A 17462-nucleotide genomic window follows, 5' to 3' on the forward strand; every position below is an offset into this window, starting at 1 on the left:
CGGGTCGCCCGCGTCCCTGGCTGCCGCGACTGGCTCCCGACGCCGCGATCTGTCTAGAATCGGCGATCACGGACAAGGTGTCCGGAAGGAAGGGGGAAGGATGCGTTACTCGACGTGGGCGGCCCTGGCCGTCGTGGCCCTGCTGTGTGGGCCCATTGGACAGGCGGCTGCGGCAGAGCTGGACCTGGGGCACTACCTCAAGCGCGATACGTTCACCGACATCAAGCTGTCACCGGGCGGGGATTACTACGCGGCCACCGTGCCGATGGAAGACCGCACCGCCTTGGCGATCCTGAGCCGCTCCACCGGCAAGGTGACCGGTTCGTTCGTACCGCCACGCAACAACCACGCGAGCAGTTTCTACTGGGTCAACAACGAGCGCGTGCTGATCGGCCTGTCCGAGAAGTTTGGCAGCCTGGACAAGCCGCAGCTGACCGGCGAGCTTTACGCGATCAACGCCAACGGCGGCCGCGGCGAACTGCTGGTTGGCTACCGGGTGGCGAGCAAGGGTCCCGGCAGCCACATCCAGCCGAAGAAGGTCGAGGCCGTAGCCGCGTTCCTGATCGACTCGATGCCGCAGGACGAGCGCAATGTGCTGGTCAGGATCTGGCCGTTCATCGAGGATCCGTACACGCGCGTGGACCGGCTGGACATCAACAGTGGCCGCCGCCAGACCGTTGCACGGTCGCCGGTGCGCCGCGCGGACTTCGTCAGCGACCCGCAGGGACAGATCCGCTTCGCCCATGGTGCCGGTGCCGACAACGTCAACAAGCTCTATTACCGCGACGCGATCGGGGATGCCTGGAAGCTGGTCAACGACGAAGCCGACAGCGGTCGCATTGAAACCGCGCTCGGCTTTTCCGAGGATGCCAGGACCGCCTACCTGCGCGTGCAGCAGGCCGACGGCCCGGATGCGATCGTTGGCTGGGATCCGCTGACGGAAACGCGCACCCCACTGCTGCGCGACCCGGTGGTGGACCCCGATGAGCTGATCTACCGCCCGGGTACCCGCGTTCCGGTCGGTGCGCTGTACCTGGGCGACAAACCCCGCACCCGCTTCTTCGACGAGGCGTCGACCGATGCACGCCTGTACCGCAGCCTGGAGGCGGCATTCGGCGGCGATGCGGTATTGATCACCTCCAGCACCGGGGATGGCCGCCATGTACTGGTAAAGACCTGGTCTGGGCGCAATCCCGGCGACTTCTACATCTTCGATACCGTCAAGAAGAGTGCAGAGCACCTGATCAGCCGCAGCGCCTGGGTTGACCCGGAGCGCAACGCAAAGGTGCAGCCGTTCGCCTTCAAGGCCCGCGACGGGATGGAGCTGCATGGCTACCTCACGGTTCCGTCGACCCCGGCGTCGGCCAAACCGCCGATGGTGGTCATGCCGCATGGCGGTCCGTTCGGCGTCTTCGACGACGGCAGCTACGATACCGAAGCGCAGATGTTGGCGGATGCCGGCTATGCCGTGCTGCAGGTCAACTTCCGCGGCTCCGGCAATTTCGGCCGCGCCTACGAGAACGCCGGTGCCAGGCAGTGGGGTGCCGCCATGCAGGACGACGTCACCGACGCCACCCGCTGGGCCATCGCCCAAGGGCACGCCGACGCCTCCAGGATCTGCATCTACGGTGCCAGCTACGGGGCGTATGCCGCGATGATGGGGGCGGCTCGCGAGCCGGCGCTGTACCGGTGTGCCGCCGGCTACGTCGGCGTGTACGACCTGCCGATGATGCATACCACCGGCGACATCCAGCGCAGCGGCTCAGGCAGCACCTACCTGAAGGAATGGCTGGGCAGCCCTGCCGAGGTTGCCGCGGTGTCGCCGGTGAACCTGGCCGATCGCATCAAGGTGCCCGTGTTCCTGGCCGCCGGTGGCGAAGACGAACGCGCCCCCATCCAGCACACCAAGCGCATGGAAGCCGCGCTGCAGAAGGCGGGCGTGCCGGTGGAGTCGTTGTACTACTCCACCGAGGGCCACGGCTTCTACACCGACCCGCATCGCCGCGAATACTACGCAAAGTTGCTGGGCTTCCTCTCGCGCAGTCTGGGCGGCAAGACCGCCAGCGCCACCGCGCCCGCAACGCCCTGACCCAGGGACACGGCGGGACACGAACGGCACCCCCGGGTGCCGTTCCTTGTTTTGGCCGTCCGAGGATGGAACTGGCCGCCTCGTTCTGCCTAGAATCGGCCACCCGGACAAGACGTCCAGGAGCCAGGGGGAAGGATGCGCAAGACAATCGTGGCTGCGCTGCTGGGCGCGGGTTGTGCGGTGCTGTCGGCGGGGGCCGGCGCGGTCGATCTGGAGCGCTTCCTGCGCGAGGATTCGTTTACCACCATCAAGATTTCGCCCGACGGCACTTACGTGGCCGCCACCGTGCCGCTGGAAGACGCCACGGCGGTGGCGATCCTGCGTACCGCCGACATGGCGATGGTCGGTTCGTTCCGCCCGCCGCGCAACAATCATGCCGGCAGCGTTGACTGGGTCAGCAACCAGCGTCTGGTGATCGGCCTGGCGCAGAAGTCGGGGCGGCTCGACCGGCCGCAGCCCACCGGCGAACTGTATGGCATCAATGCCGACGGAAAGGGCGGCCAGCTGCTGGTCGGCTACCGCGTGGGGGGCTTCAATGAAGGCGGCGTGGCGGCGTTCCTGACCGATGAGCTGGCCAACGACGACCGCAGCGTGCTGATCGCGGTGTGGCCGTTCGCCGAGAACCCCTATACCCGGATCGAGCGGATGGATGCGGTGACCGGGCGACGCATGACGGTGGCACGGTCGCCGGTGCAGCGCGCGGACTTCACCACCGACAACACCGGCGAGGTGCGCTTTGCCTCGGGTGCCAGCCAGGACAACGTGCCCAAGCTCTACTACCGCGCGCAGCGGGGCGAGGAGTGGGTGCTGATCAACGACCAGTCGCAGAGTCATCGGGTCGAGACGCCGCTGGGATTCTCTGCCGATGGCAGCCTGGCCTACCTGCAGGTCGAACAGACCGAAGGACCCGACGCCATCCTGAGCTGGAACCCGCAGACCAACGAGCGGCGCCTGCTGCTGCGCGACGAGGTGGTGGATCTGGGGCGGGTGATCTACCAGCCCGGCACCCGGGTGCCGGTGGGCGCGCTGTACTTTGGCGATGTTCCCCGCGCACGTTTCTTTGACGACACCTCCAGTACCGCGCGGCTGTACCGCACGCTGCGGGCCGCATTGCGCGGCCCGGTGTACGTCACCTCCAGCACCCGCGACGGGCGCACCGTCCTGGCGCAGACCTGGTCGGGTACCAACCCGGGCGATTTCTACCGCTACGACACGGTGGAGAAGAAAGCCACGCTGTTGGCCAGCCGCAGCAGCTGGATCGATGCAGCGCAGAGCGCCGAGGTGCGCCCGATCGCGCTGACCGCGCGCGATGGACTACCGTTGCATGGGTTCCTCACCGTTCCCCATGGAAAGCAGGCACGCGCGCTGCCCATGGTGGTGATGCCGCACGGCGGGCCGATCGACGTGTTCGACGCGGGCGACTACCAACGCGACACGCAGCTGCTGGCGGCGGCCGGCTACGCGGTGCTGCAGATCAATTTCCGCGGCTCGTCCAATTACGGGCGTGCGCATGCCGTGGCCGCCAAGCATCAATGGGGCCTGCGCATGCAGGACGATGTGACCGATGCCACGCGCTGGGCGATCGCCCAGGGCATCGCCGACGAAAAGCGCATCTGCATCTACGGCGCCAGCTATGGCGCGTACGCCGCCATGATGGGTGCGGTGCGCGAACCGGGCCTGTACCAGTGTGCCGCCGGGTACGTGGGCGTCTACGACCTGCCGCTGATGTACGAGGTGGGCGATATCCAGGACGACCGCTCTGGCGTGACCTACCTGCGGGATTGGCTGGGGCCGGTCGAGGCGCTGGGCGCGCGCTCGCCGGTCACCCTGGCCGCACAGGTGCGGGTGCCGGTGTTCCTGGCCGCCGGTGGCGAAGACAAGCGTGCCCCCATCGAGCATACGAAGCGGATGGAAGCCGCGCTGCGGCGTGCCGGCTCACCGGTGGAAAGCCTGTATTACAAGAGCGAGGGCCACGGCTTCTACACCCCGCAGCACCAGCGCGAGTACTACGCCAAGCTGCTGGCCTTCCTGGCGCGCAGCCTGGGCGGCCAGACCGCCTCGGCCGCCACTCCCGCCCAACCGTAGCGCCACGCCTTGCCCAGGCGCGATCAGAACGCCATGCGCACCTGCATCTGCGCCTGCACATCCCGCACGCCCATCAGCCGCTCGGCCATCACCGCACCGCCCACAGCGGCGCGCCTGTAGCGATAGTCGGCGCCCATCATCAGCCGGTAGTCCAGTCCCGAGGGCGCGCCTCCCTGCACGACGAAGGCGTGATCGCCTGCGCCGTGCAGCGTCGCACTGCGAAGGCTGGCGCGATGCGCCAGCGAGCCGAACAGCGCGGCATCGCCACGCAACGACCAGCCGCTGCCCAGGTAGCCGGCCACCGAGGAGCCCAGCTCCAGCTGGATACCACTGCGGGTGCCGGCACCCACTGACAGGCCCAGCGCCTCGGCGCCGTACTCATGGAACGCGCCTTCACGGGCATGGTAGGCCGTGGTTCCCACGCGCGGCTGCCAGTGCAGACCTGCTGCGTCGATACCGGTGCTCAGCATGCTGCTGAGCCGGGTGCGTGACAGCGTGCGCTGGCTGTGGGCGCTCATGCGTGTGGCACCCCAGTGCAGCTGGCGCTGGCCATCTGTCTGGTGCCATTCGTTACCGAGCGTGTACTGCAGCGTGAACGCACCCAGCGCCTCGGCGAGGCCGATGCCGGCAAAGCGCGACTGCGAGCGGGTCTGGCCACCGTCGGTGGAGAAATCAGAGCCCAGCAGGCCGCTGCTCAGCTGCAGCTGGCGGCCGCCGCCCATCGCCATCGCCACCTGCATCCCGGTGCCGACGCCCTGCACGCCGGAGGCGCTGGCCGAACCCGGGCCGAACGCCACCAGGCGGTAGCCATTGGCAGGCGTCGCCTGGGCCAGACTCGACCAGAACGCATCGCCGTTGGCGGTCAGACGCATGCCGGCCGCCGCCAGACCGGCGCCGGAGAGCTGGTTCAGCGCCGTGTGGAATTCGGCTTCGCTGGCCACTTCCAGGCTGTGGTACAGCGCGTTGTTGGCATAGCCCGCTTCAAGTGCCGACGCGATGTCCTGGCCTGCAGCATCGGCCAGCTCACGGTAATCGTTGCGGGTCATTACCACGTCAACGTTGCCGTCTTCGTCGCGCTCGGCCCGGGCCTGCCACACCACGGTGGCGCTGGTGATGTTCTGTTCGCCGCCATCGGCACCGACGAACACGTTGTCCAGTCGGACCTTCGACTGGTCCGTACCGCGGGTGAAGCCGGTATCCACATCGACATCAACCAGATGACCGCCTTGATGCAGCACCATCTGCCCCGCACTGCCGTCGACCTGGGTGCCGACGGTATAGCCACTGACGCCCCGGGGCGCCTGCCAGCCGAGATCGGGGGCGGGGCGGTCGGCGTCCTGGGTGGGCAGGTCGGCATGCGTGCCACTGCCGTGGCCATGGATGTTGACCTGGCCGTTGTTGATCAGGCGGCCACCACCGCTGGCGCCCATGCGGAAGGCATGGGCATTGTCGGCGTGGATGTTGATCACGCCGTTGCGGCGATTGTTGATGGTTGCCGAGCCGTCGGACGCCATGGCGACCATGTGCTGGCCGTTGTTGCCACCGGCCACGCCGAGGTTGATCACACCGTCGTTGATCAGCGTCGCGCCGCGCGCGCCGGACATCGCCACCGCACCGTCACCGGTGACGGTGAGGTTGCCCTGGTTGAGCAGGGTCGCCTGCGCGCCTTCGGCGTGCAACGCCGATTGGTTGCGGGCATGGCTGACGAGATGCCCGCCGACGCGGTTGACCCCGCTGCTGGCATGGCGGTCGGCAATCAGGGTGAGTACGCGCGCGTTGCCGTTCAGCGTGATCTGCCCGTGGTTGTTGAACGCGTCGATGACGTCGTGCTCGTTGCCGACGCGTGCGGTGACCGCGTGCACCAGCGCGCCCTGGTGGAGGGCGCCGGTGACGTTGACCGTGCCGTGGTTGTCGAACCCGGCCATCCCGCTCAGCGAGAAGCCGCCGCCGTCGACGGTCAGGGTGGCATTGCGTCGGCGCTCGCCATTGTCGAATTCGCCCTCACCGGTGAGGGTGACCACGGTGTCGCGCAGTTCCATGTTGCCCAGGTTCTCGAGTTCCGAGTCGCCGTCGACACGGATGGTCGCGCCATGCGCGACCAGAGTGCCATGGTTGTCCACGCTGCCATCGTGCTGGAGGTGAAGCTGGCCCTGCAGTTCCAGGCGGCCATGGTTGTCCAGGTCGCCATCATTCTCGACAAGCAGGTGGGCAGCCTGGCCGACGCGCAGGGTGCCGGTGTTGCGCAGGTGACCGTCGCTGCGCACACGCAGCGTGCCCGCGTTGAGGCGCAGCGTGCCGTCGTTGCGTGCGGGGCCGACCACGAGGGTCTCCACGTTGCCCTCCCACCCGATGTCGGTCCCTGCGCCGGCCAATGCATGATTGCCGCCGTACTGGCCACCCTCGTGGCCCGGCGCGCTGCCGCCACCGCTACCGCCGTCGCTTGCACTACTGCCACCGCCACCGCCCGCTGCGGCGGCAACCGCGCCAGCCAACGCCACGCCGCCAAGCACCCAGGGGGTCATGCTGCGCGTCGTGGCCGCGTCCTCGCACCGCGGGTGTTCGGGGGTGGCGTCGCAGTCAAGATCATCGGCGGCGTGCGCGGGCGCGGGCGCGGTGATGCTGGTGCACAGCGCCAGGGCGATGAGCGCGGCCAGCGGCCGCGGGGTTGGAACAGGGTGGGGCATGGGGAACTCCATGAACGCAGAAAGGATGCGCGTGGGCAACGCGCGCCGTGCCCATGTCAGCCATTGCTGGCGCGTGGGGAGCGTCATGGTGAAGAGCGGCAAAACGGCTGTATCTACAACTTGTTCTAACGGCTGCAGAGTGTGATCAAGTCGAATGGTGTTAAGAACTGTTTATGTGCATGTGGATGCTGGTGCATCGCGCGCCACAAACGACAACGGCACCGTCCGGTGCCGTTGCGTCCACGCGCGGCTGCCGCTTACTTCACGCCGTGCATCAACCGCTTCAGCAGCGGCGAGCCCATCAGCGCGACGGCAGCACAGCCCAGGCCGATCCACATCAGCAGCCAGAACAGGTGTTCATAGCTGGCGGCGGCAGCGGTGATGTTCATGGTTTCGCCTTCGGGCACCTCGATGGCCGCGAGTTTGCCGAACAGTGCGGCCAGCGTTTCGGAGAACGCGGTGGCCAGGAACCAGGTGCCCATCATCAGGCTCACCACGCGCGGCGCGGCCAGCTGGGTCACGGCGGACAGGCCCACCGGTGACAGGCACATCTCGCCAATCTCCAGCACCAGGTAGGCCAGCACCAGCCACCACACGCTGGCCATCTGTCCGGTCGCTCCCACCTGCTGTGCAGCCAGCGCCAGCGGCACGAACGACAGTGCCGCGAAGATCAGCCCGAGCGACGACTTCAGCGGCTTGGACGGGTCAAGGCGGCGGCGGTCCAGCCAGGCCCACAACACGGCGAACAGCGGTGCCAGCACCACCAGGAACAGGCCACCCAGGTAGGTCAGCGAACCGGCGGTCTGCGGAATCACCAGGCAGTCGCGGATGAGCAGCACCAGCATCAGCGCGACGATGGCGATGAACAGGTTGCGCGGGGCCTGCGAGCCGGGCCGCCGTTCGGACAGGCGCGCGGCCACCACGAAGCCCAGCGGCGCCAGCAGCAGGGAGGCGATCGACCACGGCAGCGGCGTGCCGTCGCGGATCACCAGCGAGGGCACCAGGTCCTTGGTCAGCAGGCGGTCGGTGAAGGTCACCCACGAACCGTAGGTCTGCTCGTACAGGGTGAAGAACACCAGGGCCATGAAGATCAGCGCCATCAGGGCAATCATCTGCTGGCGCTGGACAGGCGTGCAGCGGGTGCCGGTGAACCAGGCGAACCAGAGCAGCACGCCGCCCAGCACGACAATCATCAGCATCAGGGCCAGGCTGATTTCGCCGCCGATGGCGAACGCGCCGTTGGCGGCGGCCCACATCAGCGCCGCCACGGGCACCACGCCCAGCACGGCCACGCCGTAGATCAGCCATTCGCGGCGCAGGCCAAACACGCGCTGGCGCAGTGCGGCGGCGTTGGTGGGTTCGGCATGGCCGTGCAGGTACTTCTGGCCCCACAGGAACATGCCCAGGCCGATGACCATGCCGATGCCGGCGGCGCCGAAGCCGTACTTCCAGCCGTAGGCCTCGCCCAGGAAGCCGCACACCAGGGAGGCGAACAGGGCGCCGAGGTTGATGCCGGCGTAGAACAGGGAAAAGCCGGAGTCGCGGCGCGGGTCGTTGTCGGGGTAGAGCTTGCCGACGATGGTGGAGATGTTGGGCTTCAGGAAGCCCACGCCCATGATGATCAGCGCCAGCGACAGATAGGTGATGCCAAGGGCGGCCTCGTCGCGCACGACCTGGCCACCGACGCGGGTGGCGGCATGGCCTTCGAACGCCATGCCGAGGTGGCCCAGGACGAGCAGGACCCCGCCGAACACCACGGCCTTGCGCATGCCCAGCCAGCGGTCGGCGAGCAGGCCGCCGAACACGGGGATGCAGTACACCAGGCCGCCATAGGCCCCCAGCAGGTCCAGGCCGGCCTTGTCACCGAACAGGTGGTACTTGGTGAGGTACAGCAGCAGCAGCGCCTTCATGCCGTAGAACGAGAAGCGCTCCCACATCTCGGTGAAAAAGCAGACGTAAACGCCTTTGGGATGGCCAAGGAAGTCGTCGGAGGCGGGCAGGGCGGTGGCGGTCATCGGGTTATTGGCGACAAATCAGGTCGCGATTATCACGCTTTAGCCGGCTTCACTGGTATCGGGGGCCCCGCAGCCACGCAGGGCGTGGCTCTACAGGACCCGATACCTCGCAGCCACGCAGGGCGTGGCTCTACGGATCACGCGGCCACGCATGGCGTGGCGCTACAGGTACCGCAGCCAGGCCAGGTCTCTGCGGCGGGTCTTCAGGCGCGCGAACGCGCGGGTCGGCCAATACAGGGCCAACGCCAATGCGGCGGTGATCAGCCACAGCGTTCCGACGTGGTCCACGCCGAAATACCCGCCATGGGTCTGCCCCAAGTACGCCTCCGCGGCCACGTACAGCAGCTTCAGGACATACAGGTGGAGCAGGTAGAAGAACATCGGCGCGGCACCGATGTTGGCCAGCGGGGCCAGTGCGCGGGCGACCCCGGGGTGCTCGTAGAGGCGCAGCAGCAACAGGCCGATGCCCAGGGTGAGCAGCACGAACAGCAGCGAGGGCGGGTACTTGGTGACGTTGAAGACGCTCATCAGCGTCTGGCCGGCACTGTCGAACGCCTGCCACGGCGCATCGCCGTACACGTTGGTGGCGCGCAGCAGGGCGAAGCCAAGCAGGGCGCCGCAGCCGGCCCACAGCAGGCGATGCCGGCGCACAGTCGCATCGCCAGCGCGGGCGAACCAGGGGCCGATCGCATAGCCGAGCGCGATGACCCCGATCCACGGCAGCACGGGGTAGGAGGTGCGCAGGCGCAGGGCGTCGCCGACCGCGATCCAGTCGCGCTGGTGCAGGATCTTCCAGAGCACGGCCAGCGGGCCGTCGCCGCTGACGTGCACGCCGTCGAGCAGGTTGTGCCCGGCGATCAGCGCCAGGGCCAGCGCCGCCAGCACCCCGCGCGGCAGCCACAACAGGCCGGCCAGCGCGACCATGCTGAGGCCGATGGCCCAGATCACCTGCAGGTAGATCACGCTGGGCGGGAACTGCAGGGTCCAGGCGAAGTTCACCACAAGCAGTTCCAGCGCGATCAGGAAAAGGCCGCGCTTGAGCAGGAAGGCGGAGGCGGCGCGACGCCCGTGCACCTGACCACTGGCGTACAGCCACGCCGACAGGCCGGTGAGCAGCACGAACACCGGGGCACACAGGTGGGCGAGCAGGCGGCTGACGAACAGGGCGGGCTCGATCTGGTCCAGCCCCATGGGGTCGGCGACCTGGTGGTGCAGGTAGAAGGTTTCGCGTACATGGTCGAGCAGCATCAGCACGATGACGGTGCCGCGCAGCTGGTCGATGGAGGTTAGGCGGGGGGAGGGTGGGGCCACGGTCACGGCAGGAGGTGCGGTGTGATAGGATATAACATTACAAAATTACGTGCGTGTTGGGGTTTGGGGCTTTGCCGATCAGGGTCGTTGGTGCGTAGTGCCGGCCGCTGGCCGGCTCCTCGCATGGGGTTGGGATCGCTTGGAGCCGGCCAGCGGCCGGCACTACCGTTTGATGGGTTGGATCGCTTGGAGCCGGCCAGCGGCCGGCACTACCGTTGGATCGCCTGGAGCCGGCCAGCGGCCGGCACTACCGTGGCGCCTGGGCGCCACGGTATCGCCTTCGGCGATACGTCGTGCCGAAGGCACGACTTGCCTTGCCTCTACATGAACGCTAGCGTGGAGCAGATTTTTTGCCAGCAGGGGCTTCCATGAACAACGACGACGCTGCGCCCAAACAGCTCACTTTCCGCGCGGTGGTGCTTGCCATCGTGCTGGCGGTGATCCTGTCGGCGGCCAACGCCTACCTGGGTCTGTTCGCAGGCCTGACCATCGCCACCGCGATTCCCGCGGCCGTCATCTCGATGGGCGTGCTGCGCCTGCTCGGCGGTGGCACCATCCTTGAGAACAACATCGTCCAGACCGGCGCCTCGGCCGGTTCGTCGATCGCCGCCGGCGTGATCTTCACCATCCCCGCGCTGGTGATCATGGGCTACTGGCCGGACTTCAAGTACTGGTGGGTGCTGGGCATTGCCGGCCTGGGTGGCCTGCTGGGCGTGCTGTTCTCGGTGCCGCTGCGGCGTTCGATGATCGTCGAAGACCCGCTGCCGTTCCCGGAAGGCAAGGCGGCCGCTGAAGTGCTCAAGGCCGGTGAAAACCCGGGCCCGGGCCTGAAGATCCTGGCCGTGTCGGCCGTGATCGGCGCCTTCGTGAAGCTGGCCGCTGAAAGCGGCATGCGCCTGATCCCCGATGCATGGGCCACCTCGGCCTACGTGGGCAGCTCCAAGATCACCGCCTTCATCGGTACCAACCTGTCGCCGGCCCTGCTGGGCGTGGGCTACATCGTCGGCCTCAACGTCGGCATCGTGGTGGTGTCCGGTTCGATCCTGACCTGGCACATCGCCATCCCGCTGTACCAGGCGTTCTTCATGAACACCGACCCGGGCCTGGCCGCATCGATCGCTACCGCCAGCTCCACCGAAGCGGCCTTCGCCATCTGGGGCGCGAAGATGCGCTACCTCGGCGTCGGCGCGATGCTGATCGGCGGTGTGTGGACGCTGATTTCGCTGCGCAAGTCGCTGCTCAACGGCGTCAAGAGCGGGTTTGCCGCCGCGCGCAAGAGTGGCGGCCCGGTGTTGGCCCACACCGAACGCGACCTGCCGATGAAGTGGATGCTGGTGGCGCTGGTGGTGTTCACCCTGCCGCTGCTGGCCCTGTACCAGGCCATCGTGGGCCAGTGGCACGTGTCGATCCCGATGACCCTCATCATGATCGTCGCCGGCTTCCTGTTCGTGTCGGTCTCGGCCTACCTGGCCGGCCTGATCGGGTCGTCCAACAACCCGGTCTCGGGCATCACCATTTCCACCATCCTGTTCGCCTCGGCCGTGCTGGTGTTGCTGCTGGGCAAGGATGGCCTGACCCCGGTGGGTATCGGCGGCGCGCCGCTCGGTGCGGTGGCCGCGATCATGATCGGTGCGGTGGTGTGCTGTGCCGCCGCGGTCGGTGGCGACAACCTGCAGGATCTGAAGGCCGGCTACATCGTCGGCGCCACGCCGTGGAAGCAGCAGCTGATGCTGGGCATCGGCGCGTTCTCCTGCGCGCTGATCATGGCACCGGTGCTGAACCTGCTGGCGACCGCCTACGGTATCGGCGTCAAGTCCGACCTGCACCCGAACGCGCTGGCCGCACCGCAGGCCAACCTGATGGCGTCGGTGGCCAAGGGCCTGTTCGGCGGTGAGCTGCCGTGGACCTTCATCGGCATCGGCGCCGTGGTCGGCGCGGCCATCATCGCGCTGGACAGCTGGCTGAAGTCGCGCAACGCGCGCTTCCGCGTGCCGGTGCTGGCCGCCGCGATCGGCATCTACCTGCCGCTGGAACTGATGGTGCCGATCTTCCTGGGCGGCCTGATTGCCTACCTGGTCGAGCGCTTCCACAAGGTCCGTGCCGATGACGAAGAAGGCCGCGACCGCGTGCACAAGCCGGGCGTGCTGTTCGCCGCGGGCCTGATCACCGGCGAAGCCCTGATGGGTATCGCGATCGCGGTCCCGATCGTGCTCAGCAGCCGCGCCGACGTGCTGGCGCTGCCGTTCCACCTGCCCGGGGCGCAGTGGATCGGCCTGGCCGTGCTGTTCGTGGTCGGCTGGCTGATCTACCGGACCGGCAAAAAGGCGGGCGCGGTGTGATGCCGACCTGATGTGAAGACCGACAAACCCCGCCACGGCGGGGTTTGTTTTTGAACGGTTGTCGGCGTGCGGCCCGCACCACAGCATTACCTGTGGCCTTTGCGCTGGGGGGCGCCGGGACCCTACCATCGGCGTTTTGCCGTTCCGCGGAGAACCCGATGAAGCTTCGTTACGCCCTGTTGCCGCTGTGCCTGCTGACCGCGCTGCCGTCGCTGGCCGCCACGCGTGGCCTGGATGTGCGCGACATGATCGCGCTGGATCGGGTTTCGGCCCCGCTGCTGACCGCCGACGGCGGCAACGTCGTGTTCGCCAAGCGCGTGGTCGGCACCGACAGCAAGGCCAGCACCGGCCTGTTCATCCGCAACCTGCGCACCCGCGATGCCGCGCCGCCGAAGCCGCTCACCCCGGCCGGCTGGAACGTCAATTCGGCCGCGCTGTCGGCCGATGGCCAGACCGTGTACTTCCTCAGCGCCAAGGGCGGCAGCCAGCAGCTGTACGCCATGCCGCTGGCCGGCGGCACGCCGCGCCAGCTGACCGACTTCGCGGTCGACGTGGACGGGTTCCAGGTCTCCCCGCAGCGCGACCGCGTGGCCTTCAGTGCCGGCGTGTTCCAGGACTGCGGTTCGGACCTGGCCTGCACCAGCAAAAAGCTGGACGCGCACAAGGCGCGCAAGAACACCGGCGAGGTGTTCGACAGCCTGTTCGTGCGCCACTGGGATACCTGGAACGACGGCCGCCGCAACACCCTGTTCGTGGCCCCGCTGCCGGCCGGCAAGGCCGCTGCGGTCAAGGGCGCGTCGGCGATCAGCGCCACGCTGGCCGGCGATGCGCCGTCCAAGCCGTTCGGCGGCAATGACGATTTCACCTGGGCACCGGACGGCAAGAGCGTGGTGGCCAGCATCCGCGTGGCCGGCCGTGAGGAAGCGTGGTCGACCAATTTCGACCTGTACCGCCTCGATGCCGAGGGCAAGCAGGCCCCGGTCAACCTGACCGCGGCCAACCCGGCCTGGGATGCCGGCCCGGTGTTCAGCGCCGACGGCAACACCCTGTACTACCGCGCGATGAAGCGCCCCGGTTTCGAAGCCGACCGCTTCGGCGTGATGGCGATGGACGTGGCCTCGGGCAAGACCCGTGAGATCGCGCCGACGTGGGATCGTTCGGCCGGCGAAGTGGTGCTGTCGCAGGATGGCAGCAGCTTCTACACCGCGGCCGACGACCTCGGCGAGCACCGCCTGTTCAACATCGACATCGCCACCGGCAAGGCCACGGTCGTCGCCGAAGGCGGCAGCATCGGTTCGCCGGTGATCGCCGGCGGCACCCTGGCCTACACGAAGAACAGCCTGAAGAGCGGCGACCAGATCGTGGTGGCCCAGGCCGACGGCAGCAGCCCGCGTGAGATCACCCCGAGCGCCGGGCAGATGCTGCCCGACGTGGCGTTCGGCGATTACGAGCAGTTCCAGTTCAAGGGCTGGAACAATGAGACCGTGCACGGCTACGTGGTCAAGCCGTACAACTACCAGGAAGGCAAGACCTACCCGGTGGCGTTCCTGATCCACGGCGGCCCGCAGGGCAGCTTCGGCAATGGCTGGAGCTACCGCTGGAACCCGCAGACGTATGCGGGCCAGGGCTACGCGGTGGTGATGATCGACTTCCACGGGTCCACCGGCTACGGCCAGGCCTTCACCGACGCGATCAGCCAGCACTGGGGCGACCGCCCGCTGGAAGACCTGCAGAAGGGCTGGGCGGCGGCACAGAAGCAGTACCCGTTCCTCAACGGCGACAAGGCCTGTGCGCTGGGCGCCAGCTACGGCGGCTTCATGGTCAACTGGATCGCCGGCAACTGGAACACGCCGTGGAAGTGCCTGGTCAACCATGACGGCGTGTTCGACCAGCGCATGATGGGTTACGCCACCGAAGAGCTGTGGTTCACCGAGTGGGAGCAGGGCGGTACGCCGTTCCAGAAGCCGGCGAACTACGAGAAGTTCAACCCGGTCAACCACGTGGCCGACTGGAAGAAGCCGATCCTGATCATCCACGGCCAGCTCGACTACCGCATCCCGGTCGAACAGGGCCTGGGCGCGTTCACGGCCGCGCAGCGCCAGGGGATCGAGTCCAAGTTCCTGTACTTCCCGGACGAGAACCACTGGGTGCTCAAGCCGCAGAACAGCGTGCAGTGGCATGACACCGTGAACGGCTGGCTCAAGCAGCACATCGGCGAATGACCGGTGACCAGCGCCGCCTTCCGCGGCGGCGCTGGGTATACGCGTAGTGCCGGCCGCTGGCCGGCAACCCCATCGACCTTCCGAGGTTGCCGGCCAGCGGCCGGCACTACCGAGACGCCTTCATGCCTCTGATCCAGAACGACATCGTAGTCTTCGGCCTGATCGCCGCCACCCTCGGTGCCGTGTTCTGGACCGCCTCACGCCAGACGGGGCTGTGGAAGCGTTTCTATACCTTCGTGCCGGCCTTGCTGCTGTGCTACATGATCCCCGGCGTCTACAACACCGTGGGCCTCATCGACGGGCAGAACACGAGCCTCTACAACCCGGTGGCACGCGACATCCTGCTGCCCGCGGCACTGGTCCTGCTGACCTTGGCCGTCGACATCAAGGGCATCCTGCGGCTGGGTCCGAAGCTGATCCTGATGTACCTGGGTGCCTCCCTCAGCATCATGATCGGCGCGGTAGTGGCCTTCATGCTGATGAAGTGGATACATCCGTCCACCGTGGCCGGCGACACCTGGGCCGGCATGGCGGCGCTGGCCGGCAGCTGGATCGGCGGTGGTGCCAACATGCTGGCGATGCGCGAGGTGTTCGACGTCAACGCGACCACGTTCGGTCAGTTCGCCGTGGTGGACGTGGGCGTGGGATACGTGTGGATGGCCGTGCTGATCTTCATGGCGGGGCGCGCGGCGAAGATCGATGCGCGCACGGGTGCTGATACCTCGGCGATCGACGCACTGAAACTGCGCATCGAAAAATTCCAGGCCGAGCACGAGCGGGTGGCCAGCCTGACCGACCTGATGCTGATCGTGGCCGTAGCGTTCGGCACGGTAGGCTTGTCGCACGCCATTGCCGGGCCGGTCTCGGCCTGGTTCAAGGGCCACGTGAGCTGGGCCTCGCAGTTCAGCCTGGACGCGCCGTTCGTGTGGGTGGTGGTGATCTCCACCACGTGCGGGCTGGGGCTGAGCTTCACCCGCGCGCGCAACCTGGAAGGCGCGGGCGCGTCGAAGCTGGGCTCGCTGCTGCTGTATTTCCTGATCGCCTGCATCGGCATGCAGATGGATCTGCTGGCCCTGCTGGAACGCCCCTGGCTGTTCGCACTGGGCCTGATCTGGATCGCCGTGCACATCGTCCTGCTGCTGGCGCTGGCCATGGCGCTCAAGGTGCCGTTCTTCTACTTCGCGATCGGTTCGCAATCCAACATCGGCGGCCCGGCATCAGCGCCTGTGGTCGCAGCGGCCTTCCATCCCTCATTGGCCCCGGTCGGCGTCCTGCTCGGCACGATGGGCTACGCAACCGGCACGTATCTCGCCTACATCGTTGGCATCACGCTTCGGGCTTTGGCAGGCGGCTGACGTTTCGCCGCGAATGGCGCTGGCTGTTTGATCTTCCGCGCGCGGGGGAGCGGGGTGGAGGGGGTAGCGGGGCACGCGTGAACCCATCCATGGGGCTTATCGCAGCTTGCGCGTGTGCGCTGTCCTGCGCACACGGCAAGACCGGGGTTGGGCTCCTGCCCAACCCGTCGGGCGTATACGCCCGACCCATGCTGCTCAAAGCCCCGCTACCCCTTCCCACCCCGCGCCCCCAGACAGGTTGCGCCGGCGGCGGGGAAGTCAAAGGCAGTTAAAGCCAATTGGCGGAAGGTCCACTTCTGCAGGCTCTTGCTCTTTTGTCCGTCGAGGAAAATGTCGGCGGGGCGAGGGAGGGGTAGGCCCTGGCCGGACTTTGAGCAGCATGGATGCTGCGATAAGCCCCATGGATGGGTTCACGCGTGTCCGGCCAGGGCCTACCCCTCCCTCGCCCCCCACGCAGAACCAAGGCAGCCAGCGCTCTACGCGCAGACACAACGATGTCGGTGATGGCACATCGATTGATGGCGTATTTGGTGGATTGCCAATCGCCATATATGGCGCGGGTGGCTTTACGCAGCGAGGAGGCCGCGCTCGATCAGCCAGGCCTTTGCGTCTTCGGCATCCTGTTCAAACCAGGCGCGCGTGGAGCCCAAACGATAGGTGTAGCCCCACGCGTCCATGTCGGCCATCAGCTGCGCGCTGCCCACACCGGGCAGTTGCCCGGCCAGCACGATCTGCAGGTAACAGGTGGCGTCTTCTTCCGGGACCGAATCGGTCGCGTCGGTGTGCACCAGCGCGCGCCGCTCCGGCGGCAGCACGATCAGGTGGCAGGCCTCATGCAGCATCGAGTGCACCGGCGTGTCGTTACGCACGTATACGTCGCTGGCGATGATGCCCGCTTCGGGCTCGCCCCAGTAACTGCCGGGAATCGGTGCCCCATCGGGCACCCGGTGCAATCGCAGCGCGTGGGTTGCCAGCAGCGCCGCAGCGCTTTCGAACGGGATGTCGCCCACGCGGGTGACCAGCGGTTCGGCGTCGGCGGGGGGCGTGTTCATGGCGTGTCTGTGCTGCGCCCCTGTCCGTCGGGAGAGGGGCGCTGTCGATCAGGGGTGCTGCGGGCCTTCCGGCAACGCCACGGAGATGTCGAGCACGTCGTGCTCCCCGTCCTTGACCAGATCCACCTTCACCGCGTCCGCGTCGATGTTCACGTACTTCTTGATCACTTCCAGCAGCTCGCGCTGCAGCAGCGGCAGGTAGTCCGGGCCACCACGGTGGCTGCGCTCCTGCGCAATGATGATCTGCAGGCGGTTCTTGGCCGTTTCGGCGGTGGTCTTCTTCGTCTTGAGGAAATCGAACAGGCCCATG

10 protein-coding genes are annotated in these 17462 nt (G+C 67.4%); 5 read left to right on the forward strand and 5 right to left on the reverse strand.

Going from position 1 to position 17462, the window contains the following annotated elements; all coding sequences use genetic code 11:
* The first annotated feature begins 100 nt into the window (after positions 1-100).
* Together RT456_RS05335 and RT456_RS05340 are read left to right on the forward strand one after the other, a co-directional pair.
* A complete protein-coding gene (locus tag RT456_RS05335; protein WP_313343507.1) occupies positions 101-2089 on the forward strand; it encodes a prolyl oligopeptidase family serine peptidase in 1989 nt (662 codons plus the stop codon).
* A gap of 135 nt (positions 2090-2224) precedes the next feature.
* Entirely contained in the window at positions 2225-4174 is a 1950-nt protein-coding gene (locus RT456_RS05340) for a prolyl oligopeptidase family serine peptidase (protein ID WP_313343510.1), read from the forward strand.
* A gap of 23 nt (positions 4175-4197) precedes the next feature.
* On the opposite strand, the gene RT456_RS05345 is transcribed toward RT456_RS05340, so the two are convergent.
* From RT456_RS05345 to RT456_RS05355, 3 genes are all read right to left on the reverse strand, one after another.
* The gene (locus tag RT456_RS05345; RefSeq protein WP_313343512.1) at positions 4198-6858 is read right to left on the reverse strand and encodes a hypothetical protein; all 2661 of its coding nucleotides are present in this window, start codon (positions 6856-6858) and stop codon (positions 4198-4200) included.
* A 257-nt stretch (positions 6859-7115) separates the two neighbouring features.
* Positions 7116-8873, reverse strand: coding sequence for an oligopeptide:H+ symporter (locus tag RT456_RS05350; protein WP_313343515.1), 1758 nt, complete (start codon positions 8871-8873; stop codon positions 7116-7118).
* Positions 8874-9035: 162 nt separating this feature from the next.
* Positions 9036-10184, reverse strand: a complete 1149-nt coding sequence (locus RT456_RS05355) for a heparan-alpha-glucosaminide N-acetyltransferase domain-containing protein (RefSeq protein WP_313343756.1) — start codon at positions 10182-10184, stop codon at positions 9036-9038.
* Positions 10185-10552: 368 nt separating this feature from the next.
* Between RT456_RS05355 and RT456_RS05360 the strand changes: the two genes are divergently transcribed.
* The 3 genes from RT456_RS05360 to RT456_RS05370 all read left to right on the forward strand — a co-directional run bounded on the left by RT456_RS05360 (position 10553) and on the right by RT456_RS05370 (position 16100).
* Positions 10553-12523 (forward strand): oligopeptide transporter, OPT family, encoded by a 1971-nt coding sequence (locus tag RT456_RS05360; RefSeq protein ID WP_313343518.1) that lies wholly within the window; start codon positions 10553-10555, stop codon positions 12521-12523.
* A 158-nt stretch (positions 12524-12681) separates the two neighbouring features.
* Entirely contained in the window at positions 12682-14745 is a 2064-nt protein-coding gene (locus RT456_RS05365) for a S9 family peptidase (RefSeq protein ID WP_313343521.1), read from the forward strand.
* A gap of 122 nt (positions 14746-14867) precedes the next feature.
* Entirely contained in the window at positions 14868-16100 is a 1233-nt protein-coding gene (locus RT456_RS05370; RefSeq protein WP_313343523.1) for a DUF819 family protein, read from the forward strand.
* Between the two features lie 566 nt (positions 16101-16666).
* Here the strand turns inward: RT456_RS05370 and RT456_RS05375 are convergent.
* Entirely contained in the window at positions 16667-17152 is a 486-nt protein-coding gene (locus RT456_RS05375; protein ID WP_313343526.1) for a hypothetical protein, read from the reverse strand.
* 48 nt (positions 17153-17200) lie between these two features.
* Positions 17201-17461, reverse strand: a complete 261-nt coding sequence (gene minE / locus RT456_RS05380; protein ID WP_313343529.1) for a cell division topological specificity factor MinE — start codon at positions 17459-17461, stop codon at positions 17201-17203.
* Position 17462: the final 1 nt, after the last annotated feature.

The organism is Stenotrophomonas sp. (genome assembly GCF_032099025.1).
Taxonomy (GTDB): domain Bacteria; phylum Pseudomonadota; class Gammaproteobacteria; order Xanthomonadales; family Xanthomonadaceae; genus Stenotrophomonas.

What these genes read in the sequence shown, in the direction of transcription:
- RT456_RS05365 (WP_313343521.1), top strand. Translation starts at nt 12,682, where the DNA reads ATGAAGCTTCGTTACGCCCTGTTGCCGCTGTGCCTGCTGACCGCGCTG.
- RT456_RS05350 (WP_313343515.1), bottom strand. Translation starts at nt 8,873, where the DNA reads ATGACCGCCACCGCCCTGCCCGCCTCCGACGACTTCCTTGGCCATCCC.
- RT456_RS05345 (WP_313343512.1), bottom strand. Translation starts at nt 6,858, where the DNA reads ATGCCCCACCCTGTTCCAACCCCGCGGCCGCTGGCCGCGCTCATCGCC.
- RT456_RS05375 (WP_313343526.1), bottom strand. Translation starts at nt 17,152, where the DNA reads ATGAACACGCCCCCCGCCGACGCCGAACCGCTGGTCACCCGCGTGGGC.
- RT456_RS05370 (WP_313343523.1), top strand. Translation starts at nt 14,868, where the DNA reads ATGCCTCTGATCCAGAACGACATCGTAGTCTTCGGCCTGATCGCCGCC.
- RT456_RS05335 (WP_313343507.1), top strand. Translation starts at nt 101, where the DNA reads ATGCGTTACTCGACGTGGGCGGCCCTGGCCGTCGTGGCCCTGCTGTGT.
- minE (WP_313343529.1), bottom strand. Translation starts at nt 17,461, where the DNA reads ATGGGCCTGTTCGATTTCCTCAAGACGAAGAAGACCACCGCCGAAACG.
- RT456_RS05340 (WP_313343510.1), top strand. Translation starts at nt 2,225, where the DNA reads ATGCGCAAGACAATCGTGGCTGCGCTGCTGGGCGCGGGTTGTGCGGTG.
- RT456_RS05360 (WP_313343518.1), top strand. Translation starts at nt 10,553, where the DNA reads ATGAACAACGACGACGCTGCGCCCAAACAGCTCACTTTCCGCGCGGTG.